The sequence below is a fragment of the Streptomyces sp. NPDC046887 genome, from assembly GCF_040644755.1.
Classification (GTDB): domain Bacteria; phylum Actinomycetota; class Actinomycetes; order Streptomycetales; family Streptomycetaceae; genus Streptomyces; species Streptomyces lichenis.
The window spans coordinates 84,308-101,741 of sequence record NZ_JBEYXH010000024.1; the positions used below are offsets into that span (position 1 = coordinate 84,308).

At 74.2% G+C, this 17,434-nt stretch carries 18 protein-coding genes; 11 read left to right on the forward strand and 7 right to left on the reverse strand.

Annotated elements, in window-relative coordinates; genetic code table 11:
• Window positions 1-274 precede the first annotated feature (274 nt).
• Window positions 275-688, forward strand: a complete 414-nt coding sequence (locus ABZ945_RS21860) for a roadblock/LC7 domain-containing protein (protein WP_248632936.1) — start codon at window positions 275-277, stop codon at window positions 686-688.
• Between the two features lie 41 nt (window positions 689-729).
• Here the strand turns inward: ABZ945_RS21860 and ABZ945_RS21865 are convergent, their stop codons facing one another.
• Window positions 730-1,806 (reverse strand): phosphatidylinositol-specific phospholipase C domain-containing protein, encoded by a 1,077-nt coding sequence (locus ABZ945_RS21865; RefSeq protein ID WP_361271969.1) that lies wholly within the window; start codon window positions 1,804-1,806, stop codon window positions 730-732.
• A 342-nt stretch (window positions 1,807-2,148) separates the two neighbouring features.
• Between ABZ945_RS21865 and ABZ945_RS21870 the strand changes: the two genes are divergently transcribed.
• Entirely contained in the window at window positions 2,149-3,765 is a 1,617-nt protein-coding gene (locus ABZ945_RS21870; protein WP_361271972.1) for an ATP-dependent DNA ligase, read from the forward strand.
• A 113-nt stretch (window positions 3,766-3,878) separates the two neighbouring features.
• On the opposite strand, the gene ABZ945_RS21875 is transcribed toward ABZ945_RS21870, so the two are convergent.
• A complete protein-coding gene (locus ABZ945_RS21875) occupies window positions 3,879-4,397 on the reverse strand; it encodes a DUF6328 family protein (protein ID WP_361271974.1) in 519 nt (172 codons plus the stop codon).
• Between the two features lie 280 nt (window positions 4,398-4,677).
• Here ABZ945_RS21875 and ABZ945_RS21880 point away from each other — a divergent pair, with 280 nt between their 5' ends.
• Complete coding sequence (locus tag ABZ945_RS21880; protein WP_361271977.1) at window positions 4,678-5,334, forward strand: HAD family hydrolase; 657 nt, start codon at window positions 4,678-4,680, stop codon at window positions 5,332-5,334.
• 51 nt (window positions 5,335-5,385) lie between these two features.
• Here ABZ945_RS21880 and ABZ945_RS21885 read toward each other — a convergent pair whose 3' ends face one another.
• The gene (locus ABZ945_RS21885; RefSeq protein ID WP_361271980.1) at window positions 5,386-5,712 is read right to left on the reverse strand and encodes a plasmid stabilization protein; all 327 of its coding nucleotides are present in this window, start codon (window positions 5,710-5,712) and stop codon (window positions 5,386-5,388) included.
• 230 nt (window positions 5,713-5,942) lie between these two features.
• Between ABZ945_RS21885 and ABZ945_RS21890 the strand changes: the two genes are divergently transcribed.
• Window positions 5,943-6,341 (forward strand): hypothetical protein, encoded by a 399-nt coding sequence (locus ABZ945_RS21890; RefSeq protein ID WP_361271982.1) that lies wholly within the window; start codon window positions 5,943-5,945, stop codon window positions 6,339-6,341.
• A 125-nt stretch (window positions 6,342-6,466) separates the two neighbouring features.
• Here ABZ945_RS21890 and ABZ945_RS21895 read toward each other — a convergent pair whose 3' ends face one another.
• Both ABZ945_RS21895 and ABZ945_RS21900 read right to left on the reverse strand, forming a co-directional pair.
• Complete coding sequence (locus ABZ945_RS21895) at window positions 6,467-7,000, reverse strand: isochorismatase family cysteine hydrolase (protein ID WP_361272031.1); 534 nt, start codon at window positions 6,998-7,000, stop codon at window positions 6,467-6,469.
• Window positions 7,001-7,176: 176 nt separating this feature from the next.
• Window positions 7,177-8,148 (reverse strand): LLM class F420-dependent oxidoreductase, encoded by a 972-nt coding sequence (locus ABZ945_RS21900; protein WP_361271984.1) that lies wholly within the window; start codon window positions 8,146-8,148, stop codon window positions 7,177-7,179.
• 165 nt (window positions 8,149-8,313) lie between these two features.
• Here ABZ945_RS21900 and ABZ945_RS21905 point away from each other — a divergent pair, with 165 nt between their 5' ends.
• From ABZ945_RS21905 to ABZ945_RS21920, 4 genes are all read left to right on the forward strand, one after another.
• Window positions 8,314-9,153, forward strand: a complete 840-nt coding sequence (locus ABZ945_RS21905) for a polysaccharide deacetylase family protein (RefSeq protein WP_361271986.1) — start codon at window positions 8,314-8,316, stop codon at window positions 9,151-9,153.
• A 272-nt stretch (window positions 9,154-9,425) separates the two neighbouring features.
• Window positions 9,426-9,815 (forward strand): nuclear transport factor 2 family protein, encoded by a 390-nt coding sequence (locus ABZ945_RS21910; protein ID WP_361271989.1) that lies wholly within the window; start codon window positions 9,426-9,428, stop codon window positions 9,813-9,815.
• 896 nt (window positions 9,816-10,711) lie between these two features.
• Window positions 10,712-11,152: an SRPBCC family protein gene (locus tag ABZ945_RS21915; protein ID WP_361271991.1), complete on the forward strand. Its 441-nt coding sequence runs from the start codon at window positions 10,712-10,714 to the stop codon at window positions 11,150-11,152.
• Complete coding sequence (locus ABZ945_RS21920; protein WP_361271993.1) at window positions 11,149-12,816, forward strand: NAD(P)/FAD-dependent oxidoreductase; 1,668 nt, start codon at window positions 11,149-11,151, stop codon at window positions 12,814-12,816. The genes ABZ945_RS21915 and ABZ945_RS21920 overlap by 4 nt, the downstream gene beginning before the upstream one ends.
• Before the next feature lie 366 nt (window positions 12,817-13,182).
• Here ABZ945_RS21920 and ABZ945_RS21925 read toward each other — a convergent pair whose 3' ends face one another.
• Window positions 13,183-13,617, reverse strand: coding sequence for a subtilase-type protease inhibitor (locus ABZ945_RS21925; RefSeq protein WP_361271996.1), 435 nt, complete (start codon window positions 13,615-13,617; stop codon window positions 13,183-13,185).
• Between the two features lie 539 nt (window positions 13,618-14,156).
• Between ABZ945_RS21925 and ABZ945_RS21930 the strand changes: the two genes are divergently transcribed.
• Window positions 14,157-14,741 (forward strand): carbonic anhydrase, encoded by a 585-nt coding sequence (locus tag ABZ945_RS21930; RefSeq protein WP_361271999.1) that lies wholly within the window; start codon window positions 14,157-14,159, stop codon window positions 14,739-14,741.
• An 80-nt stretch (window positions 14,742-14,821) separates the two neighbouring features.
• A complete protein-coding gene (locus tag ABZ945_RS21935) occupies window positions 14,822-16,366 on the forward strand; it encodes a SulP family inorganic anion transporter (protein WP_361272002.1) in 1,545 nt (514 codons plus the stop codon).
• Here ABZ945_RS21935 and ABZ945_RS21940 read toward each other — a convergent pair.
• Window positions 16,339-16,572: a hypothetical protein gene (locus ABZ945_RS21940; protein WP_361272005.1), complete on the reverse strand. Its 234-nt coding sequence runs from the start codon at window positions 16,570-16,572 to the stop codon at window positions 16,339-16,341. The genes ABZ945_RS21935 and ABZ945_RS21940 overlap by 28 nt on opposite strands.
• 268 nt (window positions 16,573-16,840) lie before the next feature.
• Between ABZ945_RS21940 and ABZ945_RS21945 the strand changes: the two genes are divergently transcribed.
• Complete coding sequence (locus ABZ945_RS21945; RefSeq protein ID WP_361272007.1) at window positions 16,841-17,302, forward strand: SPW repeat protein; 462 nt, start codon at window positions 16,841-16,843, stop codon at window positions 17,300-17,302.
• Window positions 17,303-17,434 lie beyond the last annotated feature (132 nt).

Below are 17,434 nucleotides of genomic sequence, written 5' to 3' on the forward strand. Positions count from 1 at the left end.
TAGCTCAGGTAGACCAAGGTCGACAAAGACCAGGACCACACCGCGACCGGCGGCGACGCCCCTCCCGCCCCCACCCTCCCCGGCGCGGGAAACCCACTCCACCGAAGCGCCCCGCGCCAACCGTGCGACCCCCCTGAGCGCTTCACGCCGGGCGGCGCCCCCCACGACCCGCGCGCCCGGCCCCCGACAGTGGCCAGGAGGCGTTCTTGCCCTGCTCACATCCGTACGGAAGTCTTACCGGAAGGGGAATGGACCGCTACGGGGAGGACCGGACATGGCACTCGACAAGGGACTCGACTGGCTGCTGGACGACCTGATCAAGCGTGTCGAGCAGATACGCCACGCCCTGGTGCTCTCCAGCGACGGCCTGGTCACCGGCGCGAGCACGGACCTGGCCAGGGCGGACGCCGAACACCTGGCGGCCGTCTCCTCCGGACTGCACAGCCTGGCCCGCGGCGCCGGACGGCACTTCCAGGCCGGACGGGCGCGCCAGACGATGGTGGAGTTCGACGACGCCATGCTCTTCGTCACCGCCGCCGGCGAGGGCAGCTGCCTCTGCGTGCTCAGCGACGCCGACGCCGACGTGGGACAGGTCGCCTACGAGATGACCCTGCTGGTCAACCGGGTCGGCGAGCACCTGGCCGTAGGCACCCGCCGCCCCGCCGACCTTGCCGCCACCGAACACTGACCGGCGGCCCGGCCCGGCCCCTCGTACCGGTCTTACGGGTCTTACCGGCCGGCGCCGCCCCGCGGCACGACCGACGACAGCACCGACGTCAGCGAACGCCAGTCGGAGGACACCACGCTGGCATGCCGCGCCGCCAGCAGCGCCACCCGCTCCCGCGCCTGCGCCTCGGTGGGGTTGACGCCGTCGATCGCCGGCGCCACCTTGTGCGCGTCGGTCATCACCACCAGATAGCCGTTCCGTGCGTACCAGGCCGTGTCCACCGAGCCGCCGCCCGCGTAGAACGACGCGTCACCGTCGAAGACGACGAACCAGGGCCGCAGCCCGGCGTCGGCGTACCGGGTACGCGGATCACCCGCGGCCGCGCCCAGCACCGCCGGGAAGGCCGAGGCCTCCCGCAGCCGCCCGGCCGCCGCGAGGCCCCGCAGATGCTGGGCGTACTCCCGGTCCGTCCACAGGGTGTCCAGCGGGTTGTCCTTCTCCACCGTCCCCGGGATGATCTCCACCACGAACTTCCCCGCCATCGCGTCACGCGCCGGCCACCCGCCCGCCCTGACGGCGGCGTCCAGATCCGGATGGCCCCCCACCAGATCCGCCGGACGGAACAGCGCGTCACCCAACCGGGCGGTCAGCAGCGCGTCCAGAGCCGCCGGCCCCCGCCCTGCCTTCCCCTGGAACCCGTCCTTCAGCTCGATCTTCAGTACCACCGGCCGATGCCCCGGGTGGGCATCGTGCCAGGCCCGCACCGACGCCAGGCACCCGCCGAGATCCTGGTCCCGGGGCCCCGTCCGCAGCCCGTCCGCGTTCGCCGCGTTCACGCAGTTGTTGTCGTTCCCCAGCGGGTTGGAGTGCGACACCCGCCACGACCGCCCGAAGACGTTCGTCCACACATCCAGCTCCAGCATGGCCGCCCCGGAGTCCAGCGCGTCCGTGAAGTACGGATAGGCCGACTTCTCGTACGCGTTGTGCACCCCCACCCCGGTCGTGTCCGAGTACGCCACCCCCGCCCCGGCCCCCGCGGCCCCCGCCCCGCCATCCCTCGCCCCCGCATGCGGGGCACCGCCCAGTATCAGCGCCGCCGCCAGCGCGGCCGTGGTCGCGGTACGCGACACCATCCCCATGAGGACCCTGCCTTCCGTCATCCCGCCTCGAATGCGAACCGCTGCGCAGAGTAGGCCAGTTGGATGACGCCCGGGAGAGCTCCGGCTGACCACGCCGCCAACTCGCCCCTCTCTCTGGCGACCCGGCCGCTGACTACCGGTTGGCGACATCTCGCCAACCGGGCACTCCGACACCCCCTCCACTCGTTGCCCAAAAGAGGAAGTGGAAAGGGCGCACAGCGGGCGGCGGCCAAGGCGAGCCAGGCGGAGCAAGACGGAGCGGGTGTTCCGGGCCCCGGGCGTGGCCGGCTTCGGGTAAGGGGCCCAGGTGCGGGAGGGCCGGGGGGCGGGCACGATGGCGGCATGCTGCTGGCCCGTCTCGCGGAGGTCTCCGACCAGGTCGCCGCCACCTCCGCCCGCTCCCGCAAGATCGCCGTCCTGGCGGAGCTGTTCTCGGCCGCCTCCCCCAAGGAGGCGCCGCTCGTCATCGCCTACCTGTCGGGGCGGCTGCCCCAGGGCCGGATCGGCATCGGGTGGAGCACGCTCAAGGAGCGGGTCCCGCCCGCCGAGGAGGCCGGGCTGACGGTGACCGGCACCGACGCGGCGCTCACCGAGCTGGCCTCGGTGGCCGGGCCCGGCTCGCAGGCCGAGCGGCAGCGGCTGGTCCACGCGCTGATGGCGGCGGCGACCGCGCCCGAACAGCATCTGCTGCTGCGGCTGCTGACCGGCGAGATCCGGCAGGGTGCCCTGGACGCGGTCGCCCTGGAAGGGGTCGCCAAGGCCGCCGGGGCCGCCCCGGCGGACGTGCGGCGGGCGGTGATGCTGGAGGGCTCTTTGCCCCGGGTGGCCCGGGCGCTGCTGGCCGAAGGGCCGGACGTGCTGGAGCGGTTCACCCTGCGGGTGGGCAGCCCCGTGCAGCCGATGCTCGCCCACACGGCGAAGAGCGTGGCCGAGGCGGTCGCCGCCGTCGGGCCGTGCGCCGTGGAGGAGAAGCTCGACGGGGTGCGCGTTCAGGTGCACCGCTCCGGTGACGAGGTGCGGGTCTACACCCGCTCGCTGGACGACATCACGGACCGGCTGCCGGAGGTCACCGCCGCCGCGCGCGGGCTCGTGGGCGACCTGTTCGTGCTGGACGGGGAGGTGATCGCGCTGGACGCGGACGGCCGCCCCCGGCCCTTCCAGGACATCGCCTCCCGGGTCGGCTCCCGCACCGACGTGGCCACCGCCGCGGCCGCGCTGCCCGTCTCGCCGGTCTTCTTCGACGTACTGGCCGCCGACGGGGCCGAGCTGCTCGATCTGCCCGGGCACGAGCGGCACGCCGCGCTGACCCGGCTGGTGCCCGAACCCATGCGGGTGCGCCGCACCGTGGTGGAGGACCCCGCCGACCCCGCCGCTGTCGGCGCGGCCGAGGCGTTCTCCGCCGACACCCTGGCGCGCGGCCATGAAGGCGTGATGGTCAAGGCACTGGACGCGCCCTACAGCGCCGGGCGCCGCGGCCGTTCCTGGCTCAAGGTCAAGCCGGTGCACACCCTGGACCTGGTCGTGCTGGCAGCCGAGTGGGGCCACGGCCGCCGCACCGGGTTGCTGTCCAACCTGCACCTCGGCGCCCGGGCGGTGGAGGGGAGGGCCCCCGCCGTCGAGGGGCCGGTGGGGGTGGGCGGCGCCGGGCGGGCGGATTCCGGCGGGGGCGGCTTCGTGATGCTCGGGAAGACGTTCAAGGGGCTCACCGACGCCATGCTGCGCTGGCAGACCGAGCGGCTGCGGGAGCTCGCCGTCGAGGACGACGGGTTCACCGTGAGGGTCCGGCCGGAGCTCGTGGTGGAGATCGCCTACGACGGCCTCCAGCGCTCACCGCGCTACCCGGCCGGAGTCGCTCTCCGTTTCGCCCGGGTGCTGCGCCACCGCACCGACAAGACCGCGGCCGAGGCGGACACCATCGACCAGGTGCTGCGCCTCGGCCCGGCTCCCCGGGAGGAATGACGATTCCGGAAAGGTTGACGGGCGCGTGAGAAGCCCCGGGGGACTCGGGGCCTCCCGGGGCTTCGACGTGGATCCCGCGGACCGTCAGTCGTCGACGTGGGTCCCGCGGACCGTCAGTCGTCCGTGGTGTAGCGGATCCGTGCCCACATCGGCAGCAGGAACCAGCAGACCAGGTACCAGCCGACGATGCCGGCGACCAGCCAGGGCACGAACCCGTCGTGGGTGGCCACCCGGAGCACCAGGAACAGCGCGGACACCAGGGTGAACAGCAGCAGCACCAGCCCGGCGAAGGTCAGCCGGGAGGCCCACACCACCGCGTGCTCCTTGATCCGCCGCCCGGAGACGACCCGGTGGAACGCCACCGGCCCGATCAACGCACCCTGGGTGGCCGCGCCGAGCACCACGGTGACGATGTAGATGACCTTGTCGGCGTCGGCCAGGTCCTCGAACGTGGGCGTGAACACCACGGTGAGCAGAAAGCCGAAGAGGATCTGCACCCCCGTCTGGGCGACCCTGATCTCCTGGATCAGTTCGGTCCAGCGCCGGTCGGCCCGCTCGTCCTGGGTCTCGTTGCGCCCGCCTCTGCCGGCGACCCCGCCCTCCGGCTCACCAATGCTGCTCTGTGCAGTCATGCGATCCTCCCACGATCCGCTCGCACTGGTCTTCTAACCCGCGGCGGCCCGTCCAACCAGCGCTTCCGCCCGGCCCCCACCCCGGCCCACCGATTGCCCGGTCCACCGTTTGCCCGGGCCGCACGCGGTCACCGGTACTCCTGCCCGTACGCCCGGTGCGGGTGAACCGACTGGGCCGGGTGGACGGCACCGGCCGTACCCGACCGGTCGGCGGGGGACCCGCAACAGCAGCGACCGAACGGCCAGAGGCCGCGACCAAGGACACGGAGAGAAGGAAACGATGACCCGAGCCGCGGTGTTCGACGTCGACGGAACCCTCGTCGACACCAACCACCTGCATGTGACGTCCTGGTGGGAGGCGTTCCGCCAGGCGGGGCACGATGTCCCGACGCACGCGATCCACCGGGCCGTCGGGCTCGGTTCCACCGATCTGATCGCCCATCTGCTCGGCGACGACCGGGACCGCGACCAGGACGCCGGGATCAGCACCGCGCACAAGACGCTCTACGGCACCTACTACGAGCGGCTGCCCGCCTTCCGGGACGCCGGCCGGCTGCTGAGGACGCTCGCGGCGGACGGCTGGACCGTGGTCCTGGCCACCTCCGCCGGGGGCTCGGAACTGGCCGCGCTGCGGCGGGCCATCGACGCGGACGACGCGATCACCGCCACCGCGAGCGCCGACGACGTGGAACGGGGCAAGCCGGCACCGGAACCGGTCGAGCGGGCGCTCGAACTGGCCGGCGCGGAGGCCGGGCGCTCGGTGTTCGTCGGCGACACGGTGTGGGACATGGCGGCCGGATCCACGGCGGGCACCACCTGTGTGGGACTGCTGTGCGGCGGGATCCCGCGAGCCGCCCTGACGGAGGCGGGGGCCGCCGTGATCCACGACGACCCCGCCGACCTCCTCGCGCACCTCGCGGAGGGCCCGTTCGGCTGACGATCCGGCCCGGCCCTCTGCCCCCCCGTGGGCGGGGGGCCGGCCTGTTCGTCACTTGCCGAGCGTGCGCCGCAGCTCCTCCTTGTTCATCGAGGACCGGCCCTCGATGCCCTTCTTCCTGGCCTCCTGGTACAGCTGGTCGTAGGTCGGGCCCTTGGGGCCGGCGCTGCCGGAGCGCTGCCCGCCGCGCTTGCCGGACGACATGTCCTGCGTGGAGGTCCTGCTCGCCGTCTTCGACTCCCCGGCGCGGGCCCGCTCCTTGTTGACGGTCCGGGCGGCGATCTCCTTGGCCCGCCCCTCGCTGGCGCCGCGGTCCTCGGCGCTGTCCTTGATGTGCTCGTACTGCCGCTCGCGCTTGGCGTTCGATCCAGCGGGCATAAGGGCTTCCTCCTGGTGCGCCGGTCCGTTTCCTGCCGGTTTCCTCACACCCTCGTACCTGCCCCCCACCGCCGCAAACGCGCGTGTGCCGATCCTGATTGGCGAGCGGGCAGTGAGGTATTCGTGGCTGTACGGGCATCGGCCGGGCATGCCGCCCGGCCGGGCCGCCACCGGAACGACCGGACCCGGCGGGACCCGCCCGGACCCACCGGACCTGAGGAGTGGAGTACATGGAGAGCAACGAGACCAGCAACCACGCGGCCGACTGCGATGTCACCGTGCAGCTGAGCGACTGCGGCCGGCAGGACGCCCACGCCGTGTTCGCGTCCCTGGACCGGGTCTTCGCCGCCTGCGACCCGGTCGACCCGGGCGCCGGGACCTCCGGCGGTGCCGAGCCGACCGTCTGGATGGCCACCTTCGACAGCGGGTCCGCCCGGCAGTCGGGGTCGGGGGAGGCCACCGGCGAGCCGCCCGCCCTCAGCACCCGGGTGAACGCCCTGCTGACCGGGGACGCGCACGCGGTCGACGAGGTGGAGAAGGCGCTCGCCAGGATCTTCGAGGTCCACTCGACCGAGTCAGTCAGCGGTGAGCACGAGCGCGAGGCACGCCTCCAGCTCGGCCCGCGCTGAACCGCCGTCCCCCGGCAGCACGGCCGCCGGCCCCCGGTATGCGGGGGACCGGCGGCCGCCGCCTTCCCACCGCGAGGGCAGATGTAGGCGCCCGCCGGAAGGGCAGGTGTACGCGCCCGGGCCGGTCACTCGGCCGGCTCGAAGTCCACTTCCTTGGCGAGCACGGTCCGCGCCCCCATGTTCCGCCGCATCATCTCCAGCGCGGCATCCGCCAGCGGGGCGTGGATATGGGCGACCGCGTCCACCGGCACCGTCACCTCGAAGTGGCGGATGTGCGCGTCCAGCGCCGAGTAGAGCACGCACTGCTCGGTCACCTGGCCGCACAGCACCACATGGCGCACGTCCAACTGCCCCAGCAGATACGACAGCGGGGTCTCGAAGAAGATCGAGTGCCGGGCCTTGACGACGAAGAGCGAGGAGTCGTCCGGCCGGATCGGCTCCACCAGTTCGGCGTGCGGTCCGGACAGCGCGGTCTCGACGATCTCCCCGTGGTGCGAGCGCCACTCGCCGAAGTTGTCGTTCACATAGATCACCGGCACGTTCCGCTCCCGTGCCCGCTCCAGCAGGTCCACCAGGACCGGCAGCGTCTCGCGGGCGGACGGCAGCAGCAGGTCGGCGTCCGGGTGCTCATACGAGTTGACCATGTCGACCACGATCAGGGCGGTGCGCCCGCCGCCGTCGCCGCCCGCCGGGGCCGGCTGCCGGGCGCGGTCCCTGCTCCCGGACGGCACCCGCCCGTCACCGTCCTGATGGGTCTCCCGGTGGGGCGTACCCCTGGTCTCCCGGTGGGGCGTACCCCCGGCCCCGCCACCACCGGTGCCGCTGTTCACCGGACTCAGCCCAGCGCGTCCCGCAGCGCGGGCAGCAGGGTCTTCTCCGACCAGTCCAGATAGGCCGGTTGCGAGTCGCCGCCGATCTGCACCAGGGCGATCTCGGTGAACCCGGCCTCCGCGTACGGCCGGACGGCCGCGACGAAGTCGTCCGGGTCGTCACCGCACGGGATGGACGCGGCCACGTCCTCGGGGGTGACGAACTGGGTCGCCGCGTCGAAGGAGTCGGGGTGCGGCAGTTCGGCGTTGACCTTCCAGCCGCTGCCGAACCAGCGGAACTGGTCGTGTGCCCGCCGTACCGCGGCCTCCCGGTCGCGGTCGAAGCAGATGGGCAGCTGGCCCACCCGGGGCTTTCCGGCGCCCCCGTGCCGGTCGAAGGACTCCAGCAGCCCGGCCTTGGGTTCGGTCGCGATCACCAGGTCGGCGAGGCGGCCGGCCAGCTCGCAGGACTGGTCGCCGGAGACCGCGATCCCGATCGGCGGCGGAGCGTCCGGCAGGTCCCACAGCTTCGCCGACTCCACGTCGAAGTGGGTGCCCCGGTGGTTCACATGGCGGCCGCCGAACAGCGCCCGGATGATCTCCACCGCCTCCTCCAGCATTTCGTGGCGTACATCGGCCGCCGGCCATCCGCCGCCCACCACATGCTCGTTGAGGTTCTCCCCGGAGCCGAGACCGAGCCGGAACCGCCCCTCGGAGAGCAGCTGGATCGTGGCCGCCTTCTGGGCGATCACCGCCGGGTGGTAGCGGAAGGTCGGGCAGGTGACATACGTCATCAGCGGGATGGTCGACGTCGCCTGCGCCGCCGCTCCCAGCACCGCCCAGGCGTAGGGCGAGTGGCCCTGCGAGCGCAGCCAGGGGAAGTAGTGGTCGGAGGTCACCGAGAAGTCGAACCCGGCCGCCTCGGCCTGGACCACATGATCCACCAGGGCCCGGGGGCCGGCCTGCTCGGTCATCATCGTGTATCCGATTCGCACCATGGGTCCGGGGGTTCCCCTGGCGGTTCGGCGGAAACATCGCCGGACGCCGACCCGCTATGAACCGTGTGTATACACCGTGTGTACTGTCCTCCCTGGACGCGGCGGTGCCTGCCGCGGCCCGGGGCGGTCGCGTCCGCCCGCCCTCCACCGGAAAGCGAGACGCCCATGCCGCCGTTCGGCACGCAGCCCCCCGCCCCCCGTACGCCCGCCCCGGACCTCGCCTCCTGTGCGGCGGCCTCCGGCAACCGTCCGCGGCGCTCCGGGCGCGCGGGTCGCCGCCGGGCCGCGGCGCTGCTGGCCGCCGGGGCGCTGCTGCTGGCGCTGACCGGCTGCGGCGCCGACCGGGTGGCCCCGGCCGACGCCCGGGACGACGCCAAGGGCCAGGCGGGGCCGGTGGACTGCCGACAGGCCACGTGCATCGCGCTGACCTTCGACGCGGGCCCCGGCAAGGACACTCCCCACCTCCTTGATGTGCTGAAGCGGGAGAAGGTTCCGGCGACCTTCTTCCTGCTCGGCCGCAAGCATGTGGACCGCTATCCCGACGTGGTGCGCCGCATCGCGGACGAGGGGCACGAGGTCGCCAACCACACCTGGACCCACCGGATACTCACCGACCTGGAGCCCGACGAGATACGCGAGGAGCTCGCCCGCACCCAGGACGCCGTCGCACGGATCACCGGCCGCAAGCCCACCCTGATGCGCCCGCCGCAGGGCCGCACCGACGACGCGGTGGCCTCCGTCAGCCGTGAGCTGGGGCTCGCCCAGGTGCTGTGGAGCGTCACCGCCAAGGACTACGAGACCACCGACTCCGACCTCATCACCCAGCGGACGGTCGACGGGGCGGAACGGGACGGCATCATCCTGCTGCACGACATCTACGACGGCACGGTGCCCGCCGTCCCCGGGATCATCAAGGAGCTCAAGGCCCGGGGCTTCACCTTCGTCACCGTCCCCCAGCTGATGGCCCCGGCCGAGCCGGAGCCGGGCGTGGTCTACCGGCCCTGACCAGGCCGCGAGCGGTGGGGCAGCTCACACCCCTGGCCATGCCGCCCCGGGAACACCGCGAGGTCGCGCGCCGTTGGACCGGGTGTGGACGCGGAGGGGACAGTGTCCCCGGGCCTCACCCACCGCCCATGGGGAAGATCGTTCGGCTGAAGCCCCATGGAGCCCCCCGCCGAGAGGCGACCGCCCTCCGCGTCCACCCCCTGACGGCCCCGGCTGGATCCCCCCTCCAGTCGGGGCCTCCCTTGTCAGACCCGTCTGGCAGGCTCTGGCGCATGGAACCGTCGAGCGTGATCGCACTGCTGTGGGACCGGATGCAGGCACGCGACTGGGCGGGCGTCGCCGCGCTGGTCGCCGAGGACGCCGTCGTCGAGTGGCCGCTCACCGGGGAGCGCATCGTGGGCCGGGACGCCTACCTCGCGGTGAACCGCGAGTACCCGGAGGGCTGGTCGATACGGGTGCTGAGGGTCGTCGCCGAGGGTGAGGAGGTCGCCTCCGAGGTCGAGGTCCCGCACGAGGGCGTGGGCGTGTTCCGCGCGGCCTCCTTCTGGACGGTACGGGCCGGCCTGGTCACCCACGGCCGGGAGTACTGGACGAGCCCCGGCTCCGACCAGCGCCCCGAGTGGCGGGCCGCCCTCACCGAACCCCTGGAGCCCACCGGCTGAGCCACCCGCGGGCCACCACCTCCCGCGTGCGCGGGGCTGACCCGGACCGCAGTGCCGCCGAGGCCCACCCCCGGCGTGCGCGGGGTTGACCCCGGACCGCGCCCGGACGGTGCGCCGCCGCCACCGTGCCCGGGAGCCGGTGGGCCGCCGCCCTGGCCGGGGGCCTCCCCAGCCGTCGCCGCTTGGCCTGGGGCCGGTGGGCCGCTGCCCTGTCCGGGAGCCGGGGCGCCGTTGCCCTGCCCGAGGGCTTCCCAGGCGCCGCCACTTGCTCCGGGGGTGGGTGTGCCGCCGCCCCGTCCGGGTGCCTCCCCAGCCGTTACCACTTGGCCTGGGGCCGCCCCGCCGCCGCCACTGTGCCCGGGGAGCCGGTGCGTCGCCGCCCTGCGCGGGCGCCTTCCCAGCCGTCGCCACCAGCCGGTCGGCAACTCCGGCCGCCTCGCGTGGTGGCGGTGCCGACGGTGCTTCGCCCGGGCGGGTCCGCACCCGGAAGGTGCGCCGCCGCCACCGTGCCCGGGAGCCGGTGGGCCGCCGCGCCGCCGCCACGGTGTCCGCGGGCGGGGGACGGGGCCCGCTGGGGCCTGAGGGGCGCGCCATGGAGAACGCAGCACTGCGGCGGCCCGCTCTCCGGCTCTCGGGGGACAGCCGGAACGTCCCCGCTCTCCGGCCCCCGCCCGGAAATCAGGTGTGCCACCGGCGGCCCGCCGCCGAGCCCCGCTCGGCTGGGGGCCAGCGTGGGGCCCGAGGTCGAAGGCGGCGCGGGTGGCCCGGCATGGGCCCCGGGGGCGGGGGCGGCGCAGGCGGGCCTGGTCGGGTCCTGGGCGGGGCCGGGGCGCGGTGTCGGGGTGGCTCGGGTGGGTACCCGGTGCGCTCACTCGCCCGAGCCACGGAGGAGCCCCATGGCCGTACGCCACCATCTCGTCGAGCGGCCGCCGGAGGCGGTCTGGGCGGTACTCGCGGACGGATCGCGCTACGACCGGTGGGTGGTCGGCACCTCCGAGACCCGGGAGAAGACCCCCGGCTGGCCCGTGACCGGCTCGGCGATCGAGTACCAGGTCCGCCTCGGCCCGTACCGGGCATCGGGGCACACCGTCGTCCGGGTCAGCGAACCGGGGCGCCGGCTGGAGCTGGAGGCGCACGCCGGAGCCCTGGGCACCGCCAGGATCGCCATCGAGCTGCGCCCCTGGGGCGAGGACGAGACCCTGGTCGTCCTGGACGAGCACCCGCTGCGCGGCGCCGGCGGCCTGCTGCACAACACCCTGGACGACGCCCTGCTGCAGCTGCGCCACCGCTCGATGCTGTCGAGGCTGGCCCGGCTCGTGGAACGGTCCCCGCGGTGACCGCACCCGCCGCGGCCGGACGCGGACCGGCGCCCGCCCCGGACGCGGGCGGCCCGGACGCGGTGGTCGTCGGCGCGGGGCCCAACGGACTGGTGGCGGCCAACCTGCTGGTGGACGCCGGCTGGTCGGTGGAGGTGCTGGAGGCGCAGGACGAACCCGGCGGCGCGGTCCGCAGCGACCGGGCCGTCCACCCCGACTACATCACCGACACCTTCAGCGCCTTCTACCCGCTGGCCGCCGCCTCCCCGGTGCTGGCCCGGCTCCGGCTGGAGGAGGAGGGCCTGCGCTGGAGCCACGCCCCCAAGGTCCTCGCCCATCCGCTCGGCGACGGCCGGTGCGCCGTACTGGACCGCGACCGGGCGGCGACCGCGGCCGGACTGGCGGACTTCGCCGACGGCGACGCCCTCGGCTGGCAACGGCTGTGCGGGATCTGGGACCGGCTCGGCGACTCCGTCCTGGACGCCCTCTTCACCCCCTTCCCGCCGCTGCGCCCCGCACTGCGGATGGCCGCCCGGGCCCGCGCGGCCGGCGGGCTGCGGACCGCCCGTGCCCTGCTGCTGCCGGTGCGGCGGCTCGGCGAGGAGGAGTTCCGTGGGGAGGGCGGCCGCCTGCTGCTCGCCGGCAACGCCCTGCACGCCGACCTCGCGCCGGAGGCCGCGGGCAGCGGGGGCTTCGGCTGGCTGATGTCGATGCTCGGCCAGTTCCACGGCTTCCCGGTGCCGGTCGGCGGGGCGGGGGAGTTGACCTCGGCCCTGGTGCGGCGCCTGGTACGCCGCGGCGGCGTACTGCGCTGCGGGGAGCCGGTCACCGAGGTGGTGGTCCGCTCCGGCAGGGCCGTGGCGGTCCGCACCGCCGGCGGGGAGACCGTGCCCGCCCGCCGGGCCGTACTCGCCGATGTGACCGCCCCCGCGCTCTACGGCGGACTGGTCGACCCCCGCCATCTGCCCGCCCGTCTCCTGGACGACCTGCGGCGCTTCGCGTGGGACTGGGGCACCTTCAAGGTCGACTGGGCGCTGTCGGCCCCGGTGCCCTGGACGGCCGGGGAGGCCGCGGCCGGTGCGGGCACCGTGCACCTCGCCGACGGCGTGGACGAACTGACCCGGTACTCCGCACAGCTCGCCATGGGCCGCGTCCCGGACCGGCCGTTCCTGCTCTTCGGGCAGATGACCACCGCCGACCCCACCCGCTCCCCGGCCGGCACCGAGTCCGCCTGGGCCTACACCCATGTGCCTCGCCGCGTCCGCGGGGACGCCGGGGACGCGGGCCTGACCGGCCGCTGGGACGCCCATGAGGCGGAGGTGTTCGCGGACCGGGTGGAGGAGCAGGTCGAGCGGTTCGCCCCCGGCTTCCGGTCCCTGGTGCGCGCCCGCCGGGTGCTCGCCCCGCCCGCCCTGGAGGCGATGGACGCCAATCTGCGCGACGGGGCGATCAACGGCGGCACCACCGCGATGCACCAGCAGCTGTTTCTGCGCCCGGTGCCGGGTACCGGGCGTCCCGAGACCCCGGTGGCGGGGCTCTTCCTGGCCTCCGCCTCCGCCCACCCCGGCGGCGGGGTGCACGGTGCCCCCGGCGCCAACGCCGCCCGGGCCGCGCTGCGTTCCACCCGCCCGGCCCGCCGCGCCCTGGCCCGGTTGCGTGAGACGGGCGATCGGGCCAGGCACTGACCGCCCTGCCGGCCGGAGGGTGCGCCGGGCAGGCAACGCCCAGCCGCGCCCCCACCACCCGGGCCGAGCAACGCCGCGGGCCGCCGCCCAGCCCTCACCGAGCCGTCCGGCGGGGTGCGGCCCGGCCCCACCGGGCCACGGACATCGCCCGACGACCCCCTTTGCCGCCCCTTTGCCATGCGTTTCGGCCCGGGCGTCCGAAACGTGTGCGGGGTGGTCGGCGGGTATCGGAGCCCGGCCGCCGTGCGGGCGACGCTCGGGAAGCGCTCGCGCGGCGCCGCGCGGGAGAAAGCGCCCGCGCACCACCCGGGTCGTCCGGGTGGTGCGCGGGCCGTTGCCTGGGCGGAAACGCGCCAGTCTCTCCGGTCAGAACGAGAAGACCGCGCCCTCGGCCTGGAGCTCGCACGTATTGCCGTACGTGCGCGAGAAGTTCACCCGCTCGCCCTGCCAGATCCCCTGCGCGGTGACGGTCACCGGAGACCAGATCTTGACGCAGGGACGGCCTTCGGCGTCATCCCCGAGACGCCCGAAATCACCCTGGACCGCGTTCAGTTCGGCACAGGCCTTACGCGGTGCCGGATGCGTTCCGCTCGCGGTCGGCGCACAGCTCAAGGTCACCGCCCGGGTGGGGTTCGCCGTGGCGGCGTCCTCACCGGGGGCGACCGTCAGGACCAGCGCGGTCGGTGCGTAGAGCCCCGGTTCGGGCGCGGCGGGAGCCGCCGCGGCGCTCGTGGCGGCCAGCGGGATCATCAGCCCCGCCGCCATTCCGCTCACGACAACGCGCTTTACCAGAGTCCGCATGGGAATACCCTCTCCATCTCGTGCCGGCACTTTGCCGGTCGGTCGGTGCGGAACTCACCCTGCACGGCCCTGCCTGTTGACGCACATTCACCCTTCTCTTTCAGAATAGTCACGTATTCAAGCGATGGCGGAAACCGGCCACCCCGGCGCCCGGAACGGTGCGGGCGCCAGGGGCCGTCACCAGCCCTGTGGACCCTGGGCTAAATCGTTCAAGAGTTCACCATGCGTGGAAACGAACGAATGGACGGTCGCCAAGGCGACCGAAACACGGCGGTAACACGGGAGGGAAGCAAACCGGCCGTCACGGCGGGCAGGGCGGCGGGAAACGACCTTCACGAGAAGGTAATGTTCAGGCAAAGTTGGGGGCACCGGGATGGTGCACCATCGGGAGGCGCCGGACCACCGCGTCCTGCCCGGCGAACCGCGGCGACCCCGCGGACCGCGCCCCGTACCCGTCCCGTTCCTCCCCCACGCGAACCGAACTGACCCGACCACACCGCACCCCGCCCCCACGGCCCGGGCGCAGGAGGCAGGCCGCCATGAAGTCACTGATCGACAACGCCCGCTCGTTCCCCACCCGGCTCGCCGGGCGGGTGGAGGAGTTCCGAGAACTCGCCGCGGGCCAGTCGCCCGAGGCACTGTTCATCACCTGCTCGGACTCCCGGGTGATCCCCTCGCTGATCACCGATGCCCGGCCGGGGGAGCTGTTCGAGCTCCGCACCGCCGGCAACGTCGTCCCCCGCTACGACGAGTCCCGCCCCAGCGGCGAGATGGCCACCATCGAGTTCGCGCTGCGCGTCCTCGGCGTCCGGGACGTCGTCGTCTGCGGGCACTCCCACTGCGGCGCCGTCGGCGCCCTGGTGCGGGGCGAGGACCTGTCCGCGGTCCCGGCCGTACGGGGCTGGCTCGACCACTCCGTTCCGGAACCGCCCGGCACCGCCGACCTGGCCGACGCGGTGCGGCGCCACGCCGTACGCCAACTGACCACCCTCGGCGGCTACCCGGCCGTACAGGAGCGGCTGGCCACCGGCCGGCTGACCCTGCACGCCTGGTACTACGAGATCGACACCGGCGCGGTGAGCGTCCACCGGCCGGAGGGGAACGGCGAGTTCGCCGCGCTGTGAGCACATCCCCCGCCCACGCGCGTACTCCCGACCATCCCCTCCGCCCCGTCGGCGGACCGCACCGCTAGGAACCCACCCTCATGCTCAACCTCAACGCGCTGAAGAGTCCCTCCGCGCTCCGCCGCGAGGTCCTCGCCTCGCTCGTCGTCTTCCTCGTCGCCGTGCCGCTGTGCGTCGGCGTCGCCGTCGCCTCCGGGGTCCCGGCCGAACTGGGCCTGGTCACCGGCATCGTCGGCGGACTGGTCGTCGGCCTGCTGCCGGGCAGCTCACTCCAGGTCAGCGGCCCCGCCGCCGGTCTGACCGTGCTGGTCTACGAGGCCGTCCAGGAGTTCGGGCTGGCCGCCCTCGGCGCCATCGTGCTGATCTCCGGACTGCTCCAACTCGCCCTCGGGGCCCTCGGCTTCGGCCGCTGGTTCCGGGCCATCTCGGTCGCCGTGGTGCAGGGCATGCTCGCCGGCATCGGACTGGTGCTCATCCTCGGCCAGGTCTACGCCATGGCCGACACCGCCCAGCCGTCCGGCGGCCTCGGCAAGATCGCCGGACTGCCCGAGCTCGCGGGCACGGTCCTGTCCGGCGGCACCCCGCTCACCGCCTTCCTGGTGGGCGCCGGGACCGTCGCCGTCCTGGTGCTGTGGCCGCGGCTGCCGGCCCGGGTGCGGATCGTGCCCGGCCCGCTGGCGGCGGTCGCCCTCGCCACCGCCGCCACCGCGGCCCTCGGCCTGCCGCTGGCCAAGGTGGAGGTACAGGGGCTGCTGGAGTCCGTCCAGCCGCCCGGACTGGACGACTTCACCGGGCTCGGCACCGCCGCCGCGATCGGCACCGTCCTCGCCTTCACCCTGATCGCCTCCGCCGAGAGCCTGTTCAGCGCGGCGGCGGTGGACCGGATGCACGACGGACCGCGCACCGACTACGACAAGGAGCTGATGGCCCAGGGCGTCGGCAACACCCTGTGCGGGGCGCTCGGCGCGCTGCCCATGACCGCCGTCATCGTGCGCAGCGCCGCCAACGTCCAGGCCGGCGCCCGCACCTCGCTCTCCCGGGTCCTGCACGGCGTCTGGCTGCTGCTCTTCGCCGCCCTGCTGCCCGCCGCGATCGGCGTCATTCCGCTGGCCGCGCTGGCCGGCGTCCTGGTGCACGCCGGCTGCAAGCTGATCCCGGTCCGGGAACTGGCCGGGCTCTGGCACCGGCACCGCGGCGAGGCCGTGATCCTCGCCGTCACCGCGGTGGCCGTGGTCACCACCAACCTCTTCGAGGGCGTGGTGCTCGGACTGCTCCTCGCCGTCTGCAAGACCGCCTGGGAGACCTCACACGTCCATGTGGAGGTCACCGAACTCACCGGCGGCCGGCTGATCGCGGCCATCGGCGGCAACGCCACCTTCCTGAGGCTGCCCAAGATCCTGGAGGAGCTGGAGGCCCTGCCCAAGGACCGGCCCATCGAGCTGGACCTCACCGGGCTGCGCCATCTGGACCACGCCTGCCGGACCGCCCTGGAGAACTGGGCGCTGCGCCACCACGGCGCGGGCGCCGAGCCGGTCCCGATGACGGAGCCCGGGCCGGTGGACCTCCCCGCCCAGCCGGGCGAGGCCCGCCCGCCCGCTCAGTCGCCGTCGGTGCCGAGCACGTAGTCGACCACGGACGACGGCGTCAGCGCGTCATGCCGGACCAGCGCCACGCCGTCGCCCCGGTGGGCGTCCCCCGACCCCGCGACCCGACCGGTCGCGGGGGCGGGGCCGTGCTCCAAGGCCGCGGCGGACGCGGCCCCCGCGCCCGTGGTGAGCAGTACGCCGGCGGCCGCGGCCAGCGCCGCGGTGGTGGTGGTACGAAGCCTCATGGATCGCCCTTCCGTTCGGTGCGAAGCGCCTCGCGCGCGCCCCTCGGCGCCGCGCGCCCGCGCCGCCGTCGGTCGGCGGCGCGCCGTTGACCAACGACCGCGGTGCGCTCAGGTGTCGGCCGCCGACGGGGGAAACCATCGGACCCACGGGGAAACGCCGCCGTTGACCCGGGAAACCCCGGATCCGGAGCGGTTGACCGCCACGCCCAGGAGAGGTTTTATGGGCATAAAGGGCAGATAAGGGTCTTCCGACAGGAGGCGGCCCGCCATGACCACCCATCCGAGCATCGAGCAGCACCCCGATCTTGCCGAGATGCGTTCCCGGTTCGAACGGGCCACCAGCACCCCCCGCAGCCAGGCGGTCGAGACCCTCGGTCTGCTGACCGGCGTCTACCTGGCCGCCTCGCCATGGATCGCCGGGTTCAGCGGCCTCACCGCGCTCGCCGTCTGCAACCTCATCACCGGTGTCGCCTACGCCCTCTGCATGGGCGGGTTCGGCTCCGCGTACGAGCGCACCCACGCCATGGCCTGGGCGGCCTGCGCCATCGGTGTGTGGACCATCGTCTCCCCGTGGGTGGTCGCCGGGAACGTCGACACCACCCGCACCGTGGTCAACAACATCATCGTCGGCGCCGTGGCCCTGGTGCTGGGCCTGGCCATGGCCGCGGCCGCGGGGCGCGGCGGCGGCTCCCGGATGCGCGGCGCACCCGGCCCGGTCATGGACCGCTGACCCGTACCGCGAGGCCGTTCCGCACCTCCCCGCCGGGCACCCGCGGCTGGTGGCCCGCGCCGAGGAGCACGGCATCGAGCTGGCCCAGGGCTCGGTGCACGTCGGCCGCCCGCTGCCGTACGCCGGTCTGAT